The organism is Paenibacillus sp. PK4536 (genome assembly GCF_028594455.2).
Classification (GTDB): Bacteria; Bacillota; Bacilli; order Paenibacillales; family Paenibacillaceae; genus Saccharibacillus; species Saccharibacillus nuruki.
Window position 1 is genome coordinate 2,828,647 of the sequence record NZ_CP126313.1, and the last position, 20,513, is coordinate 2,849,159.

Annotated in this window: 19 protein-coding genes and 1 tRNA gene; 17 read left to right on the plus strand and 3 right to left on the minus strand. The window is 40.4% G+C overall.

The features are described from left to right. Positions 1 to 7: 7 nt before the first annotated feature. The 15 genes from icd to nrdR all read left to right on the plus strand — a co-directional run bounded on the left by icd (position 8) and on the right by nrdR (position 16,453). Positions 8 to 1,303 carry an NADP-dependent isocitrate dehydrogenase gene (gene icd / locus PO903_RS12665; RefSeq protein WP_069326986.1) on the plus strand — a complete coding sequence of 432 codons (1,296 nt, stop codon included), beginning with the start codon at positions 8 to 10 and terminating at the stop codon, positions 1,301 to 1,303. Positions 1,304 to 1,314: 11 nt separating this feature from the next. Continuing rightward, positions 1,315 to 2,259, plus strand: coding sequence for a malate dehydrogenase (gene mdh / locus PO903_RS12670; RefSeq protein WP_069326987.1), 945 nt, complete (start codon positions 1,315 to 1,317; stop codon positions 2,257 to 2,259). 223 nt (positions 2,260 to 2,482) lie between these two features. Then, positions 2,483 to 2,908 (plus strand): hypothetical protein, encoded by a 426-nt coding sequence (locus tag PO903_RS12675; protein ID WP_273593587.1) that lies wholly within the window; start codon positions 2,483 to 2,485, stop codon positions 2,906 to 2,908. Between the two features lie 315 nt (positions 2,909 to 3,223). Further along, complete coding sequence (locus PO903_RS12680; protein ID WP_069326989.1) at positions 3,224 to 4,084, plus strand: SDR family oxidoreductase; 861 nt, start codon at positions 3,224 to 3,226, stop codon at positions 4,082 to 4,084. A gap of 236 nt (positions 4,085 to 4,320) precedes the next feature. Continuing rightward, on the plus strand, positions 4,321 to 5,295 hold the full coding sequence (locus tag PO903_RS12685; protein ID WP_273593588.1) for a bile acid:sodium symporter family protein: 975 nt from the start codon (positions 4,321 to 4,323) through the stop codon (positions 5,293 to 5,295). Next, the gene (pnpS, locus tag PO903_RS12690; RefSeq protein WP_069326991.1) at positions 5,292 to 7,109 is read left to right on the plus strand and encodes a two-component system histidine kinase PnpS; all 1,818 of its coding nucleotides are present in this window, start codon (positions 5,292 to 5,294) and stop codon (positions 7,107 to 7,109) included. The genes PO903_RS12685 and pnpS overlap by 4 nt, the downstream gene beginning before the upstream one ends. 89 nt (positions 7,110 to 7,198) lie before the next feature. Then, entirely contained in the window at positions 7,199 to 7,930 is a 732-nt protein-coding gene (locus PO903_RS12695) for a response regulator transcription factor (RefSeq protein WP_069326992.1), read from the plus strand. 125 nt (positions 7,931 to 8,055) lie between these two features. Next, complete coding sequence (locus PO903_RS12700) at positions 8,056 to 9,240, plus strand: methyl-accepting chemotaxis protein (protein ID WP_069326993.1); 1,185 nt, start codon at positions 8,056 to 8,058, stop codon at positions 9,238 to 9,240. A 134-nt stretch (positions 9,241 to 9,374) separates the two neighbouring features. Continuing rightward, positions 9,375 to 10,130: a phosphate ABC transporter ATP-binding protein PstB gene (pstB, locus tag PO903_RS12705; protein WP_069326994.1), complete on the plus strand. Its 756-nt coding sequence runs from the start codon at positions 9,375 to 9,377 to the stop codon at positions 10,128 to 10,130. A gap of 25 nt (positions 10,131 to 10,155) precedes the next feature. Continuing rightward, on the plus strand, positions 10,156 to 10,815 hold the full coding sequence (gene phoU / locus PO903_RS12710; RefSeq protein ID WP_069326995.1) for a phosphate signaling complex protein PhoU: 660 nt from the start codon (positions 10,156 to 10,158) through the stop codon (positions 10,813 to 10,815). Between the two features lie 171 nt (positions 10,816 to 10,986). Then, complete coding sequence (gene polA / locus PO903_RS12715) at positions 10,987 to 13,653, plus strand: DNA polymerase I (RefSeq protein WP_273593589.1); 2,667 nt, start codon at positions 10,987 to 10,989, stop codon at positions 13,651 to 13,653. Between the two features lie 186 nt (positions 13,654 to 13,839). Continuing rightward, positions 13,840 to 14,685, plus strand: coding sequence for a DNA-formamidopyrimidine glycosylase (mutM, locus tag PO903_RS12720; protein ID WP_137222346.1), 846 nt, complete (start codon positions 13,840 to 13,842; stop codon positions 14,683 to 14,685). 9 nt (positions 14,686 to 14,694) lie between these two features. Then, positions 14,695 to 15,291, plus strand: a complete 597-nt coding sequence (gene coaE / locus PO903_RS12725) for a dephospho-CoA kinase (protein ID WP_273593590.1) — start codon at positions 14,695 to 14,697, stop codon at positions 15,289 to 15,291. Further along, entirely contained in the window at positions 15,288 to 15,851 is a 564-nt protein-coding gene (locus PO903_RS12730) for a lytic transglycosylase domain-containing protein (protein WP_069326999.1), read from the plus strand. Before coaE ends, PO903_RS12730 begins: the two co-directional genes overlap by 4 nt. A gap of 125 nt (positions 15,852 to 15,976) precedes the next feature. Further along, positions 15,977 to 16,453 carry a transcriptional regulator NrdR gene (gene nrdR / locus PO903_RS12735; protein WP_069327000.1) on the plus strand — a complete coding sequence of 159 codons (477 nt, stop codon included), beginning with the start codon at positions 15,977 to 15,979 and terminating at the stop codon, positions 16,451 to 16,453. A 164-nt stretch (positions 16,454 to 16,617) separates the two neighbouring features. Here the strand turns inward: nrdR and PO903_RS12740 are convergent, their stop codons facing one another. Next, positions 16,618 to 17,493, minus strand: coding sequence for a LysR family transcriptional regulator (locus PO903_RS12740; protein ID WP_273593591.1), 876 nt, complete (start codon positions 17,491 to 17,493; stop codon positions 16,618 to 16,620). A gap of 152 nt (positions 17,494 to 17,645) precedes the next feature. Here PO903_RS12740 and PO903_RS12745 point away from each other — a divergent pair, with 152 nt between their 5' ends. Together PO903_RS12745 and PO903_RS12750 are read left to right on the plus strand one after the other, a co-directional pair. Next, on the plus strand, positions 17,646 to 18,041 hold the full coding sequence (locus PO903_RS12745; protein ID WP_273593592.1) for a tautomerase family protein: 396 nt from the start codon (positions 17,646 to 17,648) through the stop codon (positions 18,039 to 18,041). Next, the gene (locus PO903_RS12750; RefSeq protein WP_273593593.1) at positions 18,042 to 19,004 is read left to right on the plus strand and encodes an aldo/keto reductase; all 963 of its coding nucleotides are present in this window, start codon (positions 18,042 to 18,044) and stop codon (positions 19,002 to 19,004) included. Positions 19,005 to 19,075: 71 nt separating this feature from the next. Here the strand turns inward: PO903_RS12750 and PO903_RS12755 are convergent. Further along, positions 19,076 to 19,159: transfer RNA gene (locus PO903_RS12755), tRNA-Leu, on the minus strand. Positions 19,160 to 19,423: 264 nt separating this feature from the next. Beyond that, entirely contained in the window at positions 19,424 to 20,398 is a 975-nt protein-coding gene (locus PO903_RS12760; RefSeq protein WP_273593594.1) for an ABC transporter substrate-binding protein, read from the minus strand. Positions 20,399 to 20,513: the final 115 nt, after the last annotated feature.

Consider the following 20,513-nt stretch of genomic DNA (forward strand, 5'->3'; position numbering starts at 1 on the left):
CATAATTATGCCGAAGTTTGAAAAATACGAATTACCTACTACTGGTGAGAAAATTACAATCAATGATGGAGTTCTTAATGTACCTAACAACCCGATCGTCCCTTTTATTGAAGGTGATGGTACAGGACGCGATATCTGGAAAGCATCTGTACGTGTATTGGATGCAGCGGTAGAAAAAGCTTACGGTGGTTCCAAAAAAATCGCATGGTACGAAGTATTTGCCGGTGAAAAAGCGTTCAATACATACGACGAGTGGTTGCCAGCTGATACGCTGACTGCAATTCGCGAATATATTGTAGCGATCAAAGGACCTTTGACTACACCTATCGGTGGTGGTATTCGTTCATTGAACGTAGCTCTTCGTCAAGAATTGGATCTGTATGTATGTCTTCGTCCTGTTCGTTACTTTGACGGCGTACCTTCTCCTGTAAAACGTCCTGAATTGGTAGATATGGTTATTTTCCGTGAGAATACAGAAGATATCTATGCAGGTATCGAGTACCAAGAAGGTACAGAAGAAGTGAAAAAAGTATTGGCATTCTTGAAAGACGAAATGGGCGTTAACAAAATCCGTTTCCCAGAAACATCCGGTATCGGTATCAAGCCTGTATCTGAAGAAGGTTCCAAACGTCTGGTTCGTGCTGCTGTTCAATACGCTATTGATCACGAGCGCAAAACAGTTACTTTGGTACACAAAGGAAATATCATGAAATTTACTGAAGGAGCTTTCAAAAACTGGGGTTATGAAGTGGCTGAAGCAGAATTCGGTGATAAAGTGTTCACTTGGGCACAATATGACAAGATCAAAGAAGAAAAAGGTGCAGATGAAGCAAATGCAGCTCAAAAAGCAGCTGAAGATGCTGGCAAAATCATCGTAAAAGATGCTATTGCTGATATCGCATTGCAACAAGTATTAACACGTCCAAATGAATTTGATGTGATTGCTACATTGAACTTGAACGGTGACTACTTGTCTGATGCTCTTGCTGCACAAGTAGGCGGAATCGGTATTGCACCGGGCGCAAACATTAACTATGTAACAGGACATGCTATTTTCGAAGCGACTCATGGTACAGCTCCTAAATATGCTGACAAAGATCTAGTAAACCCAGGTTCTGTAATCTTGTCTGGTGTTATGTTATTGGATCACTTGGGATGGCATGATGCTTCTGCATTGATCTATAAAGGTCTAGAAAAATCAATCAACAACAAAACAGTAACATATGACTTTGCTCGTCTAATGGATGGCGCAACAGAAGTGAAATGTTCTGAGTTCGCTGACAAAATCATCGAAAACATGTAGGAGGATAACCTATGACCGTCATTAAGCGCAAAAAAATCACAGTGGTCGGTGCCGGTTTTACCGGTGCAACTACAGCTTTGATGCTTGCTCAAAAGGAACTTGGTGACGTAGTACTGGTTGATATTCCACAGTTGGAGAACCCAACTAAAGGTAAAGCGCTCGATATGATGGAAGCAAGCCCTGTACAGGGCTTTGATAGCCAGATTAAAGGGACATCTGATTATGAGGACACAGCATCTTCGGATGTGGTGATTATCACAGCAGGTATTGCTCGTAAGCCGGGCATGAGCCGCGATGATCTCGTGAATACGAATGCAGGAATCGTCAAATCGGTATGCGAACAAGTCAAGCAATATTCACCTGAAGCGATTGTGATTATTTTGAGCAATCCTGTAGATGCAATGACTTATGTCGCGTATCAATCTTTGGGCTTTCCCAAAAATCGTGTGATCGGACAATCCGGTGTACTGGATACAGCTCGCTATTGTACCTTTATTGCAGAAGAACTAAATGTATCGGTAGAAGATGTACGTGGATTTGTGTTGGGTGGTCATGGTGACGATATGGTGCCGTTAGTACGCTATTCTAGTGTAGGCGGTATTCCTATCGATACATTGATCTCCAAAGAACGTATTCAAGAAATTGTACAACGCACCCGTGTAGGCGGAGGCGAAATTGTGAATCTGCTTGGTAATGGTAGTGCTTACTATGCCCCGGCAGCATCACTTGTACAAATGACAGAAGCGGTTCTAAAAGACAAAAAGCGTATTTTACCGATTATTGCTTATTTAGAAGGCGAATATGGTTATAACGATCTCTTTATGGGCGTACCTGCTATTCTAGGGGGCGGTGGAATCGAGAAAATCTTTGAATTGGAATTGACCTCCGAGGAAAAAGCTGCTCTTGAGAAATCTGCTGATTCTGTCCGTAACGTGCTTAAAATCGTTAACGTATAATGTCTAAACAAAAAGGTTTCCACATTCTGTGGGAGCCTTTTTTGTTATGTTTTGATTTAAATTTAAGTACAAACAATTTTTACTAATATGACAAAAATTAGACACACAACCTTATAAAATCAAGACGAAAATATGTATTTTCATAACTTTATCCGTTAAAATAATAGAGTATAGCCGATTGATCGCTAGAGTGGCTATAGATAAAAAGAATGGAGGTTAAAGGATGGCAGAAGTATTAGTGTTTATACACATCTTAGGAGCATTGTCGATGGGCTTTTATTTGTTTTTACCTGTTGTGACAAGTAAAATAGCTAACAGTTCAGCAGAAGCCCAATCAGGCAGTATTGCTATGATTCGTACATTGAATCGTATCGCCCAATTTGGATTGATTGTGCAATTATTAACAGGTGGTTACTTAATGACCAAAGGCAAGTATTCAATCGCTTGGATGGTTGTTGTATTTGTATTATTTTTGGCAATCGCTGCGATTGGTGGAATTATGGGTAAGCCTTTACGATTAGCACTCGCCGATATCAATGAGAACAAAAATATTACACCCCACATCGGCAAAATTCGGTCACTAAGCATGATACTGGCTGTATGTCTGGTTGTTATTAGTTTCTTTATGGTATTCCGCGACATTATTTAATATTGTAGCGTAGACACATTTACCCACACATAGTAGACCATCTGAACAGATGGATAAGAACGTACACATAACTGGATATAGGCGACCAACCGTTACTTTTGAAGTAGCGGTTTTTTGTTGATTTGCTTGCTGAATGTTTCGGTTATTGAAATCAGGATATTTACCCTAAAATGTGTATTTCAATACATTAATTTATAATGAAATAGATGTTTAAACATGTATAGACAGTGGTAAATAATGGACGGAAGCAACAAATGGAATCATCTTATGCATGTGTGAATCATCCATTTTTTATATTCGAGAGGAGAATTAATTATGTCTAGCGAAGAACAAACATTACCTCCACAACATCAGGAAAAACAACCAGGAATCGAATCGGAAATGACTCCACGTCCAGAATTTAAAGCGCCTGCGTATCAGGCAGCAGGTAAGCTGAAAGATAAAGTAGCAATCATTACAGGTGGGGATAGTGGTATCGGCCGTGCTGTAGCTATTTTGTACGCTAAAGAAGGTGCAGATGTAGCGATTGTCTACAAAGATGAACATGGTGATGCAGAAGAAACCAAAAAGTTTGTCGAGCAAGAAGGACGTAAATGTATTCTACTTCCAGGTGATGTAGGCGACGAATCATTTGCGAAGCAAGCTGTAGAAAAAACCGTATCTGAATTAGGTAAATTAGATATTGTTGTCAATAATGCAGCAGAACAACATGTTCAACAAAGTATCGTAGATATCACTGCTGAACAGTTAGAACGTACTTTCCGTACGAATATTTTCGGTATGTTCTTTATTACCAAAGCAGCTGTACCGCATCTTAAAGAAGGTTCTGCTATCATCAATACGACATCAGTTACCGCTTATCGTGGTGAGCCTGTATTGTTGGATTACTCTTCTACCAAAGGTGCAATCACAGCCTTTACACGTGCTCTATCTATGAATATTGTAGAAAAAGGAATTCGTGTCAATGCTGTTGCTCCAGGTCCGATCTGGACGCCATTGATTCCTGCTTCATTTGACGAAGAAAAAGTAAGCAAATTCGGAGCAAGCCAACCGATGAAGCGTCCGGGACAACCGGAAGAAGTTGCTCCAGCTTATGTATATCTAGCAAGTACAGATTCTTCTTACGTAAGCGGTCAGATTATTCATGTTAACGGTGGCGAGATCATTAACGGATAATACAGACGTTATCTAGCATAGATTTGACAATAACATCATATTAAAATCACAAAAATATGGAAAGACGGTAGATCAGGGAGTTATTGACCTGTGCTATCGTCTTTTTTTGTATACAACACAAATATCATAGGATGTAGGAAAGGGACTTATTCTGCAACCTCTGGTATGATAATACTTGTCACTATAAGTGATCGATACATTGAAATATGTTAACTTTTGGAGATGAAGATTACGTCATGAGAGAACATGCAGCCACATTTACTCGTTTTTTTGAAAAGTATATGTTTTTGATTATTCCGTGTACACTGGTTTTGGGATTCTTTATATCGAAGCCATTGTTACCTTTTGTCGGTTGGATTCCAGGGTTATTTGCTTATGTTACTTTTGTGATGGGACTTGGTTGTGGACGAAAACATTTAAAAGGCGTATTGACCAAGCCTGCACCTATTATCGTCACTTTATTGTTAGCCCATATTGCCGCACCTTTAATCGCTTACGGATTAGGACTTTTATTATTCGGTAGTGCTTCTCCTTATACGGTAGGCTTGGTATTGTTTGCGGCTATCCCTTTAGGCGTATCTTCTGTCTTATGGGTCGGGATGTCTTTCGGTAATGTGGCATTAGCATTAACGTTAGTGATCGTGGATTCGGCACTTAGCCCTTTTGTCGTGCCTGTGCTAATCGAAGTGTTTTTCGGTGCAGATATACAGTTCGATACTTTACATATGTTCAAAGATTTATTATTACTGATTGTATTACCTACATTTGCAGGTATGATGGTCTATGAGTTATCAGGTGGGAAGTTCCGTGATTGGTCAGCTCCAATTACGCAACCGTTAGCCAAATTGTGTTTTGCAGGAGTCGTATTGTTAAATGCAGCGGCGATTGCTCCGCAACTCCAATCATTGCGTCGTGATCTACTATTAGTCGTGCCTTCTGTGATGATACTGGTCGCTTTATGTTATGGACTGGGGTATGTCGCGTCGGCGATTCTTCGTCGCAAAGGGGAAGGGCAGTCGTTACCTGTGACATTAGCCTATGCTTCAGGGATGCGTAATATTTCGGTCGGGATGGTGATTGCGATGGCTTATTTTAGCCCGCAGACAGCTGTACCCGTAGTACTAGGGATTATGCTTCAACAGCCGATGGCAACGCTCCAGTATTCTATTTTTATGCGTATTTCAAATTATCGTAAAGGAAGAGATGCATGAAGCCTTTCCGCATTCGTTTGACATTGATTCTGATGATCCTGCTCGGTGTACTTGGTCTAGCAGCGGCACTGACAATGGGTCAAATATTCAAAAGCTCACATATTCAAACACTCGAAGACAACATGGTTCGTGAAATTCGTTTGTTAGAAACAACGTTTGATTTTAGATCAACAGGTACAAGCGGTAAGCCTTCTGAAGATATTTTCAAATATTATTCTCAAGAAGCACATGAGATCGGGAACTTAACTGATTCACGAGTGACTTTTATTGAGAAAGACGGCACTGTAATCGGGGATTCTGAAAGTGATCCACATGCGATGAACAATCATATGGATCGTGAAGAAATTCGTGCTGCTTCAACGACAGGTGTAGGAAGTGCGATTCGCTATAGCGCTACACTGGACAAGAATATGCTGTACGTTGCAGCGCCTGTACAAGCAGGTAATGTGTTCAACGGGTATATTCGGTTATCCATGAGCCTTGAAGCCGTAGAGATCGGTGTACGCAATGCGTGGACAGTGATGGGGATTAGCTTGCTCGTCTTATTTCTAGTGGCGGCTGTTGTGAGTTATCGAGTAGCATCCGGTCTAACCAAGCCACTTGAACATATTACAGTGGTCGCTAATCGGATCTCTCGCTTAGACTATGGAGCACGAGTGAAATTGGAACGTCGTGATGAGATTGGTGAACTGGGTAAAGCGATAGACAATATGGCAGATAGCCTAGAAAAACAACTCAAAATTATTCGGGATAACGAAGATTTGTTACAAAGTGTACTGGCGAATATGACCGGTGGAATGTTGATGGTCAATTCATTAGGAAATGTTGCACTGGTGAATCGATTTGCAGAAGAAGTACTTGGAGTCACTTCTAAGCGTCTAACAGGCAAGTCGTATCACGAATTGAAACGTCATTATGAACTGACCAAGCTACTTGGAGAAGGATTGCGTCGTAAAGAGCGTATTCATGATGAACAGACCTTGTATGATCCAGAACCGCGCTTGATTCAGATCGATGGTGTACCTATGTTCGAAGATGATGATACGTACCGGGGCATGTTGTTCTTGATTCAAGATATCTCCAATATTCGTCGCTTAGAAAGAATGCGAAGCGAATTTGTAGCTAATGTATCACATGAATTGAAAACGCCTATTGCTGCTGTCAAAGGATTTGCCGAAACATTGCTAGGCGGTGGCGTGCAAGATGAACAAACTTCGCGAGCCTTTTTACAAATTATCTATGATGAAAGTGAACGATTAAACCGTCTGATCGGTGATATTCTGGAATTATCCAAAATTGAATCGAAGCGTTCGCCACTCAATTTCTCACCGATTCATTTACAACCTTTCTTTGATACCATTCGGGAGATGTTAAATTCTTCTGCTGCCAAAAAGAATATTACGATGGAAATGAATGTACCGGAAGAAATGTTTATGGAAGCCGATGAAGATCGATTACGACAGATTTTTGTCAATTTGATCTCAAATGCGGTAAACTATACACAAGACGGTGGTAAAGTAAGATTAACAGTCGAAGAGAAAGTATCTGAGAATGGCGAGGAACGTATTCTTTTCCATGTTAGAGATACAGGTATGGGTATTCCGAAAAAAGACTTACCACGTATTTTCGAACGTTTTTATCGTGTAGACAAAGCACGTTCACGTATTTCAGGGGGTACAGGTCTTGGATTATCGATTGTTAAACATCTTGTCGATTTACACCACGGCACTGTAACTGTGGAAAGCGAAGTTAATATTGGAACAACATTTACAGTCAATTTGCCGTTGTTACAAGAGGATGAACCAGATATTTAATATTTTATTACATCATTTTACACAGGGTTAACACAAGAGTGATATGCTGACATTGATGTATGAAATGCGAACCCTTGTGGGAGGTTATCATGGCTAAACGATTACTGGTCATAGAAGATGAATCAACGTTATCTCGATTGTTGTCTTACAATTTGACACAAGAAGGATATGAAGTCACTGTAGAAGATCACGGAAGTGCAGGATTGGATCGTGCGCAGAGTGAACCGTTTGAATTGATTTTGCTTGATCTGATGTTGCCAGGTATGGCGGGACTAGACATTTTGCGTAAATTACGCAGTTCAGGGATTCGTACACCTGTGGTGATTTTGACAGCCAAAAATGCAGAAGAAGAAGTAGTGGAAGGACTCAAAGCTGGAGCCGATGACTATATTACGAAGCCATTCGGTGTTTCTGAACTATTAGCACGTGTCGCTGCGGTATTACGCCGTGCAACCGGTAGAGAAGATCAACCAGAAGAAGAGTTATCCCATGAGAGTCGCATAGAACTGGGAGATTTAACGATTTACCCGGATAAATACGAAGTTACATTGGGTACACAACATATTACACTGCGTCCTAAAGAATTTGAAGTCTTGCTGTATCTGGCACGTAAGCCAGGTGTAGTCATGACACGGGATGATCTAATGAATGCCGTATGGGGATTTGATTATATCGGTGGTCAACGTACCGTCGATGTACATGTCAGCTCTTTACGCAAAAAGTTAGAACTCGATCCTGAATCGGTACATATCGATTCAATTCGTGGAGTTGGTTATAAATTAGTCGTACGCAAAAGAACAAGCGCTCAACATTCCATTTAAAATGGGATGTCGAGCGTTTTTTACATAATAAGCGAATTTTAACACATTGATGTTTACATTGATCCTTTAGTCTTAGGTTATGAGTCTAAAAGACTAGTTTACTTCGTTAGGAGAGACGATAATCAATGTTAGAGACAATGATACGTGAATCGCAAACCACACAACCTATTGATATAGCAACTCATCCCATACCAGTAGAACAAGTAGAAATTGAAATTACCCAAGAAACACAACCAGAAAGTGTAGCTATATTATCAGATGAATTAAGTCTACGACGTTATTTGATCACTGTACCTGCTATTACGGTGGAAGAAACCTGTCGAGAAACATATATTCGCTTTAAGCGTCAGACCCATCTGCCATGTATTGTTTTGTGCGATGAACAACAGCGTCCTGAAGGATTAATTATGCGTGAACAGTTTTATCGTCATATGGCAAGTCGATTTGCAAGTGAACTATATGATACTCGATCTACAGTCATGTTCAGTCAGCCTCATATTTTGGCAATGGATATCGATACAGAAGCTTCTATCGTTGTGGATGCTGCTCTTGCTCGTGAAGGAGACTCTTTTTATGAATGTGTCGTATTAACACATCAAGGTCTGCTAGCTGGAATTATCACGATCCGCGATATTATGGAATTATCTAACTATTTACAGTTGTCGACAGAACAAAGACGAATTTCTTCTTTGCAAGAGACTCATCAATTTGTAGAACAGATTGGTGATGCGGTGAAAGTAGTTCAACAAGCTGCTCAAGAAAGTCATCGTGAACTGCATTTGATGAAGCAACAGACAGTATCCGGTCAACAAGATCTCAATAAAGCCAATCAGCAATTTGAAGAAGTACAACAATTGGTCGTACGTCAACGTACATTAGCCGAAGATATGCTGCATTACACAGGGCAAGCAAGTAAAGTGGTACATGCTGTAACCGATCTTGCAGGTCAAAGTAATATGCTGGCACTTAATGCTTCGATTGAAGCGGCTAGAGCTGCAACAGCAGGCAAAGGATTCGCTGTGGTCGCCGAAGAAATGCGTAAATTATCTTCTCATATTACAGCCCTCTCTACAGATGTGAATCGGCTATTGACCGGATTAAGTGAGATGATTCAACAATCAGCTTCTTCTACACACACAACAGAGACCGTTATGGATCAAAGTATGGTGTATATTAAGCAAGCCAATCAATTATTTGGCAAAATGGCGTTGGAAGCAGAAGAAGCTTCTAAAAGTGCAGAGCAATTGATCCAATCGGCGGACGAAGCGGATCATCTGACAAGTATCGTGGCACAAGCTTTACAGCGTTAAATCATGAGCTTTACATTTTTTACATTCCGTTTACAATTCGAACTGATGGGATTTACAAATATGATTTATGATGAATAGATGTAAAAAACATTCGTTATCAAAAAAAAGAATTGAAAATCAGGGGAGTGTACCTTGTGTCAGCTATTATACGTGTAGAACAATTGAACCTGTACTATGAGAAACATCAGGCTCTTAAACATATTAATTTAAACATTAAAGAAAAAGCGATTACTGCTTTTATTGGCCCTTCGGGTTGCGGTAAATCCACTTTGCTTCGTACATTGAACCGTATGAACGATATGATTCCAGGCACACGTATTGAAGGTGTAGTAGAGATCAGTGGTTCTAATATTTATGGTGAAAATGTAGAAGTCGAAAATCTACGTCAGCAGGTTGGTATGGTATTTCAACAACCCAACCCTTTTCCCAAGTCCATCTACGAGAATGTAGCTTATGGGCCACGTCTGCATGGTGTAAAATCCAAAAAAGAATTGGATGAAATTGTAGAAACAAGCCTACGTCAGTCGGCTCTATGGGAAGAAGTGAAAGATTATCTTAAACGGTCTGCCCTTAGCTTATCCGGTGGACAACAGCAACGTCTGTGCATCGCTCGTGCGTTAGCAGGTCAACCCGATATCCTTTTAATGGATGAAGCAACTTCAGCACTTGATCCAATCTCTACCTTGAAGATTGAAGAATTAACGCGTGAGCTTAAAAAAGATTATACGATTGTGATGGTAACACACAATATGCATCAAGCTGCGCGTATTTCAGATCAAACTGCTTTTTTCTTAAATGGCGAAGTTGTAGAATCGTCAGATACACCGGAGATGTTCTCCAACCCCACAGATTCTCGAACAGAAGATTATATTTCGGGAAGATTCGGCTAATACCTACACCAAGGAGGACTTGTTCATGCCCAACCGGAAAGAATTCGACCAAAGTTTAGGAGAGCTACGTCGCTTGCTCACTGCTATGGGAGATCATGTAGTTCATGCTTTAGAAGAAGCAGTACTATCATTGCAACAACTCAATATCGAACAAGCTAAAAAAATCATTGGTAATGATCACACGCTTAATGAATTAGAAGAAAAAGTCATGGAAATTGGTTCACGTCTGATCGTTACCCAACAGCCAGTAGCCAAAGATTTACGCCGTATTATCGTAGCTTTCAAAATCTCTAGTGATCTAGAGCGTATGGGTGATCTAGCGCTTGATATCGCTAAAGTAACATTGCGTCTTCAAGATTCTACTTTAATCCAGCCATTAGTCGATATTCCTCGTATGGCTGATATCGTAGGACAAATGACCAAAGAATCAATCCAATCGTATTTGGATGAAAATACTGATTTGGCGTATAAAGTAGGCGTAGATGATGATCAAGTAGATCATATGTATAGCGGAATGATTCGTGAACTGCATAACTATATGATCGATCATGCCGTTGATGGCCCGCAAGTTATGTTGCTTAATCTAACTGGACGTTATATTGAACGTATCGGAGATCATGCGACCAATATTGGTGAAAGTGTTGTCTATCTGGTTACAGGTGTGCGCCCCGATCTTAACCGTTAATCAACACAATACGTCATATCATAGCTCTAACCCCCAAGCATCGGACACAAATCCGGTGCTTTTATTTTTTGATTAGAAGGGCTTGTGGTATCATAGAAAGAGCGAATATTAATCACAATCGTAAACCAGAAGATGGTTCAATATAGAGATGTTCTAACTACAGGAGGTTCTATGGAAAAGTTTCTTTTAATAGATGGTAACAGTATTATTTATCGTGCTTTTTTTGCAATGCAACAACCGATGACAACCAAAAGCGGACAGCATACTAATGCAGTCTATGGATTCACTAATATGTTAATTCGATTGCTAGAAGAAGAGAAACCAACGCATGTGATGGTTGCTTTTGACGCAGGTAAAATTACTTTCCGTCATACCACATATGGAGATTACAAAGGTGGACGTCAAAAAACACCGCCAGAATTATCGGAACAATTTCCATTACTGAAAGAGTTATTAACAGGGTTGGGAATTACGTATTATGAATTAGATACGTATGAAGCGGATGATATTATCGGTACATTATCACGGACAGCTGAGGAAAAAGGACGCAATGTATTGATTGTCAGCGGTGACAAAGATATGTTGCAACTGGCTTCAGATCATGTCAAAATTGCGCTTACTCGCAAAGGTGTAAGTGATATTGAACCTTACGGACCCGCAGAGATTGAAGAACGTTACGGCTTAACTCCAGCTCAAATTATTGATCTTAAAGGATTAATGGGGGATACGTCAGATAATATTCCGGGTATTCCAGGTGTCGGTGAAAAAACAGCGCTCAAATTATTGCATCAATTTGGCAGTGTAGAAGAAGTATTAGCGAACACCGATCAACTCAAAGGTAAAATGAAAGAAAAAGTAGAAGCTCATGCTGATGATGCTCGTATGAGTAAAGAACTAGCGACTATTTTCCGTAATGTTCCTTTTGATGCGACATGGGAAAGTATGAAATATGATGGATTTAATCCGGTGACTTCTATTGTTGCTTTGCGCAAATTAGAATTTAACTCGATTATTCAACGCTTGAATTTGTCAGAGCTTGATGGTGAAGATCTGCATGATCCTGCGCAAGTAGAAGCTTCTGAACTTGAAGTCACGATTGTAGGTGAAGAGCAACTTCCAGAACTGGAAAAAGTACTGAATACAGTCGAAGTATTGCATATTGAAAGTCATGGAGATAATCCACATCATGCGGAACTGGTGGGTATTGTATTATCTGCACCGGATCAGTATTACTTTATGACGCCTGAGACATTGTTAAGCGAGGGCGCAGCAGGTGTACGTGCATGGTTAGCTGATGGATCGATTCCGAAGCATGGACATGATTTGCATCGTGCAGACCTGGTGTTACACTGGATCGATATTCCATTTGCAGGAGCTTCTTTTGATGTGCAGATTGCAGCCTACTTACTTGATCCAACAGAGTCCGGGCAAAGCTTGAATGCGCTTGGAGCAAAATACGGTCTACCTCATATGCCAGAAGACGAGACAGTCTTTGGTAAAGGGGCTAAATATAAAGTGCCTGAAGAAGAAATATTGAGTCATCATCTGGCACGCAAAACAGCAGCTATTCGTGAGCTGGTTCCACTTCAACGTGAACAGTTGGAGCAAAATGAAATGACCAGTTTATTTGATGATCTAGAAATGCCGTTATCTCGCATCTTAGCCGATATGGAGAAGCAAGGGGTTGCTATCAATACCGATGAACTACGTGAACTAGGCAAAGAATTTGAACAGAAAATCAATGTCTTAGTGACTGAAATTCATGGAATGGCTGGTGTTGAATTTAACTTGAATTCACCGAAGCAATTAGGTGAAATTCTATTCGATCGTCTAGGATTACCTGTAGAGAAGAAAACCAAAACTGGATATTCTACCAGTGCAGATGTACTTGAAAAACTAGCACCTTATCACGATATTGTGCAGTTAATTCTGGTTTATCGCCAACTTGCTAAATTGCAATCGACGTATGTAGAAGGATTGTTGAAAGAGGTTCATCCGAAGTCAGGTAAAGTGCATACCTTTTTCCGTCAGACGATTACAGCGACAGGTCGCTTATCCAGTCAGTTCCCGAATCTGCAAAATATTCCGATCCGCCTAGAAGAAGGACGTAAATTACGTAAAGTATTTGTCCCTTCTGAAAGTGGTTGGAGCATTCTATCATCCGATTACTCCCAGATCGAATTACGGGTACTTGCGCATATGGCAGATGATCCAGGTCTAAAAGATGCCTTTTTACATGATATGGATATTCATACCAAAACAGCTATGGACGTATTCGGCGTGACCAAAGAGCAAGTCGATGGTAATATGCGTCGTTCTGCCAAAGCGGTTAACTTTGGAATTGTCTATGGTATTAGTGATTATGGATTATCTCAGAATCTAGGGATTACACGCAAAGAAGCAGGCGACTTTATCAGCCAATATCTTGAAGTCTTCAAAGGCGTTAGCCGTTATATGGACGATATCGTAATCGAAGCGAAAAAAGATGGCTTTGTGAAAACGATGCTAGAGCGTCGCCGTTATCTACCGGATATCAATTCATCTAACTTCAATCTGCGTTCGTTTGCGAACCGTACAGCGATGAATACACCTATTCAGGGTACAGCCGCAGATATTATTAAGCTAGCTATGGTGCATATGGATCAAGCACTTAAAGATCATAAGCTGAACAGTCGTATGTTACTGCAAGTACATGATGAATTGGTATTCGAAGTGCCTGCGGATGAAATGGAACAAATGAAGAAATTAGTACCAGAAGTGATGGAAAAAGCATTGTCGTTATCTGTGCCACTTAAAGCTGAAGTGAGCTATGGTGCGAACTGGTATGAAGCGAAGTAAATAGTCTATAATTAGAGGGTAGGGAACGTAGGGATGCTTGGAGGTGGAATAGTGATTCGTTCCGCCAAAGAGATGATCCTTACGATCGCTGTTAAAGATTGATTATATAAAATATGCATTTGACTTATTAAAATTTTTATAATGACTTATTTAAGAATATTATTGTAAAAGGTAAGGTGAAAGGTTATGCCGGAATTGCCGGAAGTAGAAACAGTTAGACGGACGTTAAACACCTTGGTTGCCGGCAAAACGATTGATCATGTTACAGTGTCTTTGCCACGTATTGTTCAATTACCGGATGATCATAAGCAGTTTGAGATTGAGCTTCAAGGGCATACGATTGAGAAAGTGGAGCGTCGTGGCAAATTTTTGCGAATCGTGATGGATCATTTGGTGTTGGTTTCTCATCTACGGATGGAAGGACGCTATGGAGTCTATACAAAAGATGAACCTGTCGAGAAGCATACTCATGTTATTTTCCATTTTACCGATGGTACAGAGCTTCGTTATAAAGATGTACGTCAATTTGGTACCATGCATTTATTTAAAAAAGATGAAGATTTGCAGTCTAAGCCACTGATGCACTTGGGGCTTGAACCGCTTGCGCCTGAATTTACAGCAGAGCAGTTTATCAATCTAATGAGCAAGCGTCGTACGATGATTAAGCCTGTGTTGCTCAATCAGAAGTATGTGGTAGGGATCGGAAATATTTATGTGGATGAAGCTTTATTTCGTTCAGGAATTCATCCAGAGCAGATCGCTAATACGTTAACAGCAGAACAATTAACCCGTCTACACGAAGCCATTGTATCAACACTTGCGGATGCTGTAGAAGCAGGTGGTTCTTCGATTAAGTCGTATGTCAATGGACAGGGCGAAATGGGGATGTTCCAGCACAGTCTACGTATTTATGGTCGCAAAGCAGAACCTTGTTATGAATGCGGAACACTTGTCGAGAAGACGGTTGTTGGCGGAAGAGGAACACATTTTTGCCCTGTGTGTCAGCCGCTACCTACTCGTCAGAAACATTGAGGTGACATCATGAATATCGGTTTAACCGGAGGAATCGCAACAGGTAAAAGCTCGGTGTCTGCGTGGTTATCCTCTAAAGGAGCCAAGTTGATCGATGCTGATCTGATTGCGCGTGAAGTGATGATGCCTGACCATCCTGTGCTTGCACAGGTGGTACAACGTTTTGGCGCAGACATGTTACAAGCAGATGGAACACTAAATCGTAAAAAGTTAGGTGAACATATTTTCACCCATCCTGAAGAACGCAAATCGCTTGAAGAGATTACTCATCCTGCGATTCGTGAATTGATTCAGACACGTACTTTAGAGCTAGAACAACAATATCCAGATACGTTAGTGGTTGCAGATATTCCATTATTGCTAGAAGCCAAAGGTGTCTATACGTTTGACCAGATTATGGTAGTGTATGTGCCTCAATCAGTTCAATTGGAGCGCTTAATAGCGCGCGATGGATTAACCGAAGAACAAGCATGGAAACGAATAAATGCGCAAATGGATATTGAGCAAAAGAAAAAAATAGCTGACATTGTAATTGATAACAGCGGTACCCTTGAGGATACGTATGCTCAATTGGAAGAGTTCTGGCAGAGTAAAGGTCTTTCATGAAGAAATTGGTTCGTAAAAGAATACTTTTACCACTGTTTATCCTTGTTGTGATCGTTGTTTTTTTCAATAGTCGCTGGTTAGGTTGGATTTATCCAATCGAATACAAAGAAGAGATTCGTGCGCATGCTGCTGCGTATGAAGTCGATCCTTTTTTAGTCGCTGCGATTATTCGAGTAGAAACGAATTTTAAACCAAGTATGGAATCCAAAAAGGGTGCCTTGGGTGTGATGCAATTGATGCCTAATACAGCGCAATGGATCATGGAGCAAGCACACTTAGATAATATGTCACTGGAAACAGTGAAGCATGAGATCGATCCTAATATCCAGATTGGTACATGGTATCTTAGACAGCTCAATCGTCAGTTTGATGGCAATAAGGTGGCTGTGATTGCGGCGTACAATGCAGGGCCTGGCAATGTGAAATCATGGCTCAGTTCCGGTAAATGGGATGGCACACTAGAAGATGCCAAAGATATTCCTTTTGGCGAAACAAGACATTATGTTCAACGTGTATTATATTATTATAAGCAGTATACTGAATTATACGATGCCTTTTAGATCGAACAAACACTATGTTGGATTCTGGAACACATATATTTGATAATAGATGAACTATATATGCGTGAACTTGACTGAAATGATGTCCGAATGAACGGTTGGCGAGAAAGGAAGTGACGTGAGCAATGAAATGTCCATATTGCAGTCACAATGGAACCAAGGTGCTGGATTCCCGTCCAGCCAATGATAATAAGTCGATTCGTCGTCGACGTGAATGTGAAAGTTGCAATCGCCGTTTTACGACGTTCGAAATGGTAGAAGAAACTCCACTGATTGTGATTAAGAAAGATGGTAGTCGTGAAGAATTTAGCCGTGATAAGATTCTTCGTGGTCTAATTCGTGCTTGTGAGAAACGCCCTGTATCTGTAGATCAATTGGATATGATCGTCTCTGAAGTGGAAAAAAGTCTACATACTACAGCGATGGCAGAAGTGGAAAGTCGTGCTGTAGGCGAGTTAGTGATGGAACAGTTGTACCCTGTCGATGAAGTAGCCTATGTGCGTTTTGCTTCAGTCTATCGTCAATTTAAAGATATTAATATGTTTATGAAAGAGCTCAAAGGTCTATTATCCAAAGAAGAGAGCGAAAATACGAATACCTAATCAGAGTTAAATAAGATTAGAGATCGTAATAACGTTAGAGGATACTTGATAGGCAAAAAAGAGCATCTTTACAGTCACATGTAGAGATGCTCTTTTTGGTATACATTTCTATAAAATAATGAATTATTCCTATCTACTAAATAGCAGATTAAACTCTCATCCTACTAACGATTGTGAAAATAATTCCGCACTTGTTCGATAAACAGTTGCTGTATTCCACTACTGTATTTCATAGAACAAAGTTGCAGGATGCCGATATTTAAAGGGTTATCTAACACTGGAAAAGGCAAGCGAGTATATCCAGAGTCTATGTGCAAGGAAGAAGGAACGATCCCAATTCCATTTAACTGTTCAGCATATAAAGGGATCAATGAAAGTTGATTTAGCGTATAAAATAAGGGTTCTTTCTCATATGTGCGGAACGCTTTTTCTACCTGTAATCGATACTTGCAAGACGATTGTCCAATAATCAATAAATGCGATAATAACTCGTCTATCGTTACCGTTTGAGCGGTAGCTAATGAATGACCTGCTGGTATAACAACAGAGATCGATTCTTGCGCTAAAGGTTCGAATGAGAAAAGATGAGAATATTCAGAATCAGCACATAACGCAATAGTGATTTTTTCCTGTTGCAAACATTCTTCCAAAAAAGCAGAATGACCCACTGTAATCTCGCAAGCAATTTTAGGTTTATATTGCCGAAATTCATTTAAAATGTGAGGTAAATGGTAGTCTGCCCATGTTTCTGTGACTCCAATGCGTAATGTGCCTATTTCTTCTTCGTTTAGTTGCTTGGCAATATCGCCTACATAACGCCAGTGCTGGATGAGCTGATCCACTTGTTCTGCAAATCGTTGCCCGGCAGGCGTGAGTGTAGCTTCCCAATTGCGATAAAACAAAGTGATTCCTAACTCTTTTTCTAATCGTTTAATCTGGTTGGTAATTGTCGATTGAGCATAATTTAGCTTTTCCGCAGCCTTGGAGAACGTTCCTTCACGCATGACTGTCTGAAAAGCAATCAATTCTGTCAGATCCATGATCCATCTCCTTTTGCTATCTTCATCGATAAAATGAATGATCTTTATGATTATTATCTATTATATAAATAGAATGATTCTAAGTACAATAAGAGCATACACAACCGCTTAGATATTTAAGAAATTTATTGATCAGATGGAGGATCAGAATTATGCCATTTACAAGAGTCAGTTATATGGAGAATCAGTACCATGCAGAGCAGTTGCAACAGATCAGTGGGGTCATTTTATCAGCACTGGTAGATTGCTGTGATGTACCGGTAAAAGATTGCTTTCAAGTATTTCATCATCATCAGTCAGAACAATTTATATATGATCCACACTATTTACAAGGAGATCGTTCAGATGGATTACTGTATATCCAGATTACGTTGAAGTCTGGTCGAGGGGTAGTCAAAAAGAAAAAGCTGTATATGCAATTAGCGAAGCAACTAGCAGAGCAAGTCGGCGTTCGGATTGAAGATGTTTTTATCATGTTAATCGAGACTGAATTTGAAGATTGGTCATTTGGAAGTGGTCTGGCACAAATGGTAAAGGAGAATGAGTAAATGGATAAGCACCTATTAGGCCATTCCAATATTCAAGTATCCAAAGTTGGTCTAGGAACGATGGCATTTGGAAGATGGATCGATGCATCTGCTTCACAACGTATTCTGGATCAAAGCCTAGCGCTAGGTATTCATTTTATAGATACAGCTAACTTTTATGGCAAAAGGCAAGATATTGATCATATTGGAGATGGATTAGGAGAGCAGATCATCGGTCAAGCGCTGAAAGGAAAACGAGATCAGGTGATCCTTGCAACCAAAGTAGGTATGCGTATGGGTCAGGGTAAAATGGACGAAGGGTTGTCTCGTCACCATATCATGCAAGAGATCGATCGTTCTCTACAACGTCTGCAAACCGATTACATTGATCTGTATCAAGTTCATGAATTTGACCCTCATACACCACTTGAAGAAACGTTACTTGTATTGCATGAATTAGTACAGCAAGGTAAAGTCAGAGCAATCGGGTGTTCTAACTTTGCTGTAGATCAGTTACGTGCTGCTTACAAGTTCAGTGATACGCATCAATGGACACCTTTTACTTCTATTCAATCTGAGCTTAATGTGCTGACTCGAGATATAGAGCAAGACGTGTTTCCTTATGCGGATCAAGTTGGAATCGGGAAGATTATTTACAGTCCACTGGCAAGAGGGATATTATCAGGACGCTATTCATCGCTACAAGATATTCCTCCTGAAAGTCGTATGGGCAAAGGCGAAGAACGAATGAAGCATTATTTTACAGAAGAGAATTTTACAAAAGTGGATAAATATCGTGTGATAGCAGAAGAAGTAGGGGTTACACTGGTACAGTTAATATTATGGTGGACGATAAAACATCCACAAATAGATTCGATGTTAATCGGAGCAAGTCGTACAGCGCATATCGATGAGATCGAACAGGTGATGTCATTAGGAACTATGCCTGTATCCCTATGGGAGCAGATAGCTTCTATAGATTGAATAGCACAGAGATTGAAATATAAAAAAGCCCATCCCGCAATAGACGAGACAAGCTTAGTAAACAATAAGTATGCGGTCAAGAGGACTCGAACCTCCACGGGGGTAAGCCCACACGGACCTGAACCGTGCGCGTCTGCCAATTCCGCCATGACCGCGAATATGTAACTTCCACATGTTCATGATGTTTGTCTGAGAAGTTAATGTGGGAGTGGTGAACAAATCACCGTAAGTAAGATTATATCGGATTTGAAAAGTGAATACAAGTTTTTTGCTGGTCTGATCCATACCATTCGTACAAAAATAAACAACGATGAATCGTATATACTGTTCCCTTGATAGTTCAAAGGAGACACCGATTCATCGTTGTTTGTTATATCAAAAAGATTTTAATCCATCGAGCATTGAGAAGAAAGACTAGATTAAGATGTACCCTGTACTTTTTTCAAAATCGTTTCTAATACATAGGTCTTAGCAGGAGGAGTATTATTGAAAAAGCTAGGATCCACAATATAAACATGCCCATTCTGTACTGCTGTTAACTGGTTCCATATTGCACCATCTGCTGTGGCTGTCATTCGCTTGGTCAAAGCGTCAGGTGTATCACCAGCAACGCCTGTAGAGATAAATAGATAATCTGGATTAGTGCTTTGCAACTGAGCAACTGTTGCCGGAGCCGATACCGCATCTGTTGGCAATATAGGTGGAGCTTTAAGCGCCATATCCTGATACATGACTTCGCCTACACCATTTTTGGCATTGTTGTATAACATCATGCCGTCTTTGGTGATTGAAGCCGCTGCTACTGTAGATGTTCCAATAATAGGCGTTAGCTTCGATTTACTTGCATTGGTCGCTTGTTGGAAAGCATTGAGATATTGTTTGACAGCTGTTTCTTTATCTACAATCGTTCCATAGTTATACAGTTCACTGCGCCAGTCGTTGGTTTGTGCGATATAGATCGTTGGTGCGATTTTGGACAATTCATCATAGACTGCACGATCACTATTATCAGTGAAGATTAGATCAGGCTTTTGCCCTTTCAATGCAGATAGATTAATCTCGGTACCTTCGCCTTCGATCAGTGAAATATTATTCTTTTCTTCATCTGTCATATAGATAGGAAAAGGATTGCTTTCCGTCGGCTTAGGAGCCAGTGCCACATTCACATCAATCGCATTCAGGTAATCCAGTGCATATTGGCTAGTGACTGCAATACGCTTCGGAGAAACCGGAATACTTACCGTTCCAAAAGAATCATTGATCGGCATCGTTTTGATCCCATTGGGATTGAAAATATCGGCACGCGTTTCTTTAGGCTGTCCGCAAGCCGTCAAAAAAACCAACATTAGGAGTAATCCCAATCCTGCTTTGGCATAAGTGGTATTAAAATTCAATGCTTTCGCCTCTTTTCTGAGTACTATACTTCATTATACCAATACACACAGAACCAAAGTCAACGCTTCCGCCCAACTGTCACCCGCTTGTCACAGACTGCGGGGGTAGAGGTGT

Bases quoted from the DNA above. Each gene is read 5' to 3' on its own strand.
- PO903_RS12695 (WP_069326992.1), top strand. From the start codon at position 7,199: ATGGCTAAACGATTACTGGTCATAGAAGATGAATCAACGTTATCTCGA.
- pnpS (WP_069326991.1), top strand. From the start codon at position 5,292: ATGAAGCCTTTCCGCATTCGTTTGACATTGATTCTGATGATCCTGCTC.
- icd (WP_069326986.1), top strand. From the start codon at position 8: ATGCCGAAGTTTGAAAAATACGAATTACCTACTACTGGTGAGAAAATT.
- coaE (WP_273593590.1), top strand. From the start codon at position 14,695: ATGAATATCGGTTTAACCGGAGGAATCGCAACAGGTAAAAGCTCGGTG.
- PO903_RS12685 (WP_273593588.1), top strand. From the start codon at position 4,321: ATGAGAGAACATGCAGCCACATTTACTCGTTTTTTTGAAAAGTATATG.
- mdh (WP_069326987.1), top strand. From the start codon at position 1,315: ATGACCGTCATTAAGCGCAAAAAAATCACAGTGGTCGGTGCCGGTTTT.
- PO903_RS12675 (WP_273593587.1), top strand. From the start codon at position 2,483: ATGGCAGAAGTATTAGTGTTTATACACATCTTAGGAGCATTGTCGATG.
- PO903_RS12750 (WP_273593593.1), top strand. From the start codon at position 18,042: ATGGATAAGCACCTATTAGGCCATTCCAATATTCAAGTATCCAAAGTT.
- polA (WP_273593589.1), top strand. From the start codon at position 10,987: ATGGAAAAGTTTCTTTTAATAGATGGTAACAGTATTATTTATCGTGCT.
- PO903_RS12740 (WP_273593591.1), bottom strand. From the start codon at position 17,493: ATGGATCTGACAGAATTGATTGCTTTTCAGACAGTCATGCGTGAAGGA.
- PO903_RS12700 (WP_069326993.1), top strand. From the start codon at position 8,056: ATGTTAGAGACAATGATACGTGAATCGCAAACCACACAACCTATTGAT.
- PO903_RS12730 (WP_069326999.1), top strand. From the start codon at position 15,288: ATGAAGAAATTGGTTCGTAAAAGAATACTTTTACCACTGTTTATCCTT.
- nrdR (WP_069327000.1), top strand. From the start codon at position 15,977: ATGAAATGTCCATATTGCAGTCACAATGGAACCAAGGTGCTGGATTCC.
- PO903_RS12745 (WP_273593592.1), top strand. From the start codon at position 17,646: ATGCCATTTACAAGAGTCAGTTATATGGAGAATCAGTACCATGCAGAG.
- mutM (WP_137222346.1), top strand. From the start codon at position 13,840: ATGCCGGAATTGCCGGAAGTAGAAACAGTTAGACGGACGTTAAACACC.
- PO903_RS12680 (WP_069326989.1), top strand. From the start codon at position 3,224: ATGTCTAGCGAAGAACAAACATTACCTCCACAACATCAGGAAAAACAA.
- phoU (WP_069326995.1), top strand. From the start codon at position 10,156: ATGCCCAACCGGAAAGAATTCGACCAAAGTTTAGGAGAGCTACGTCGC.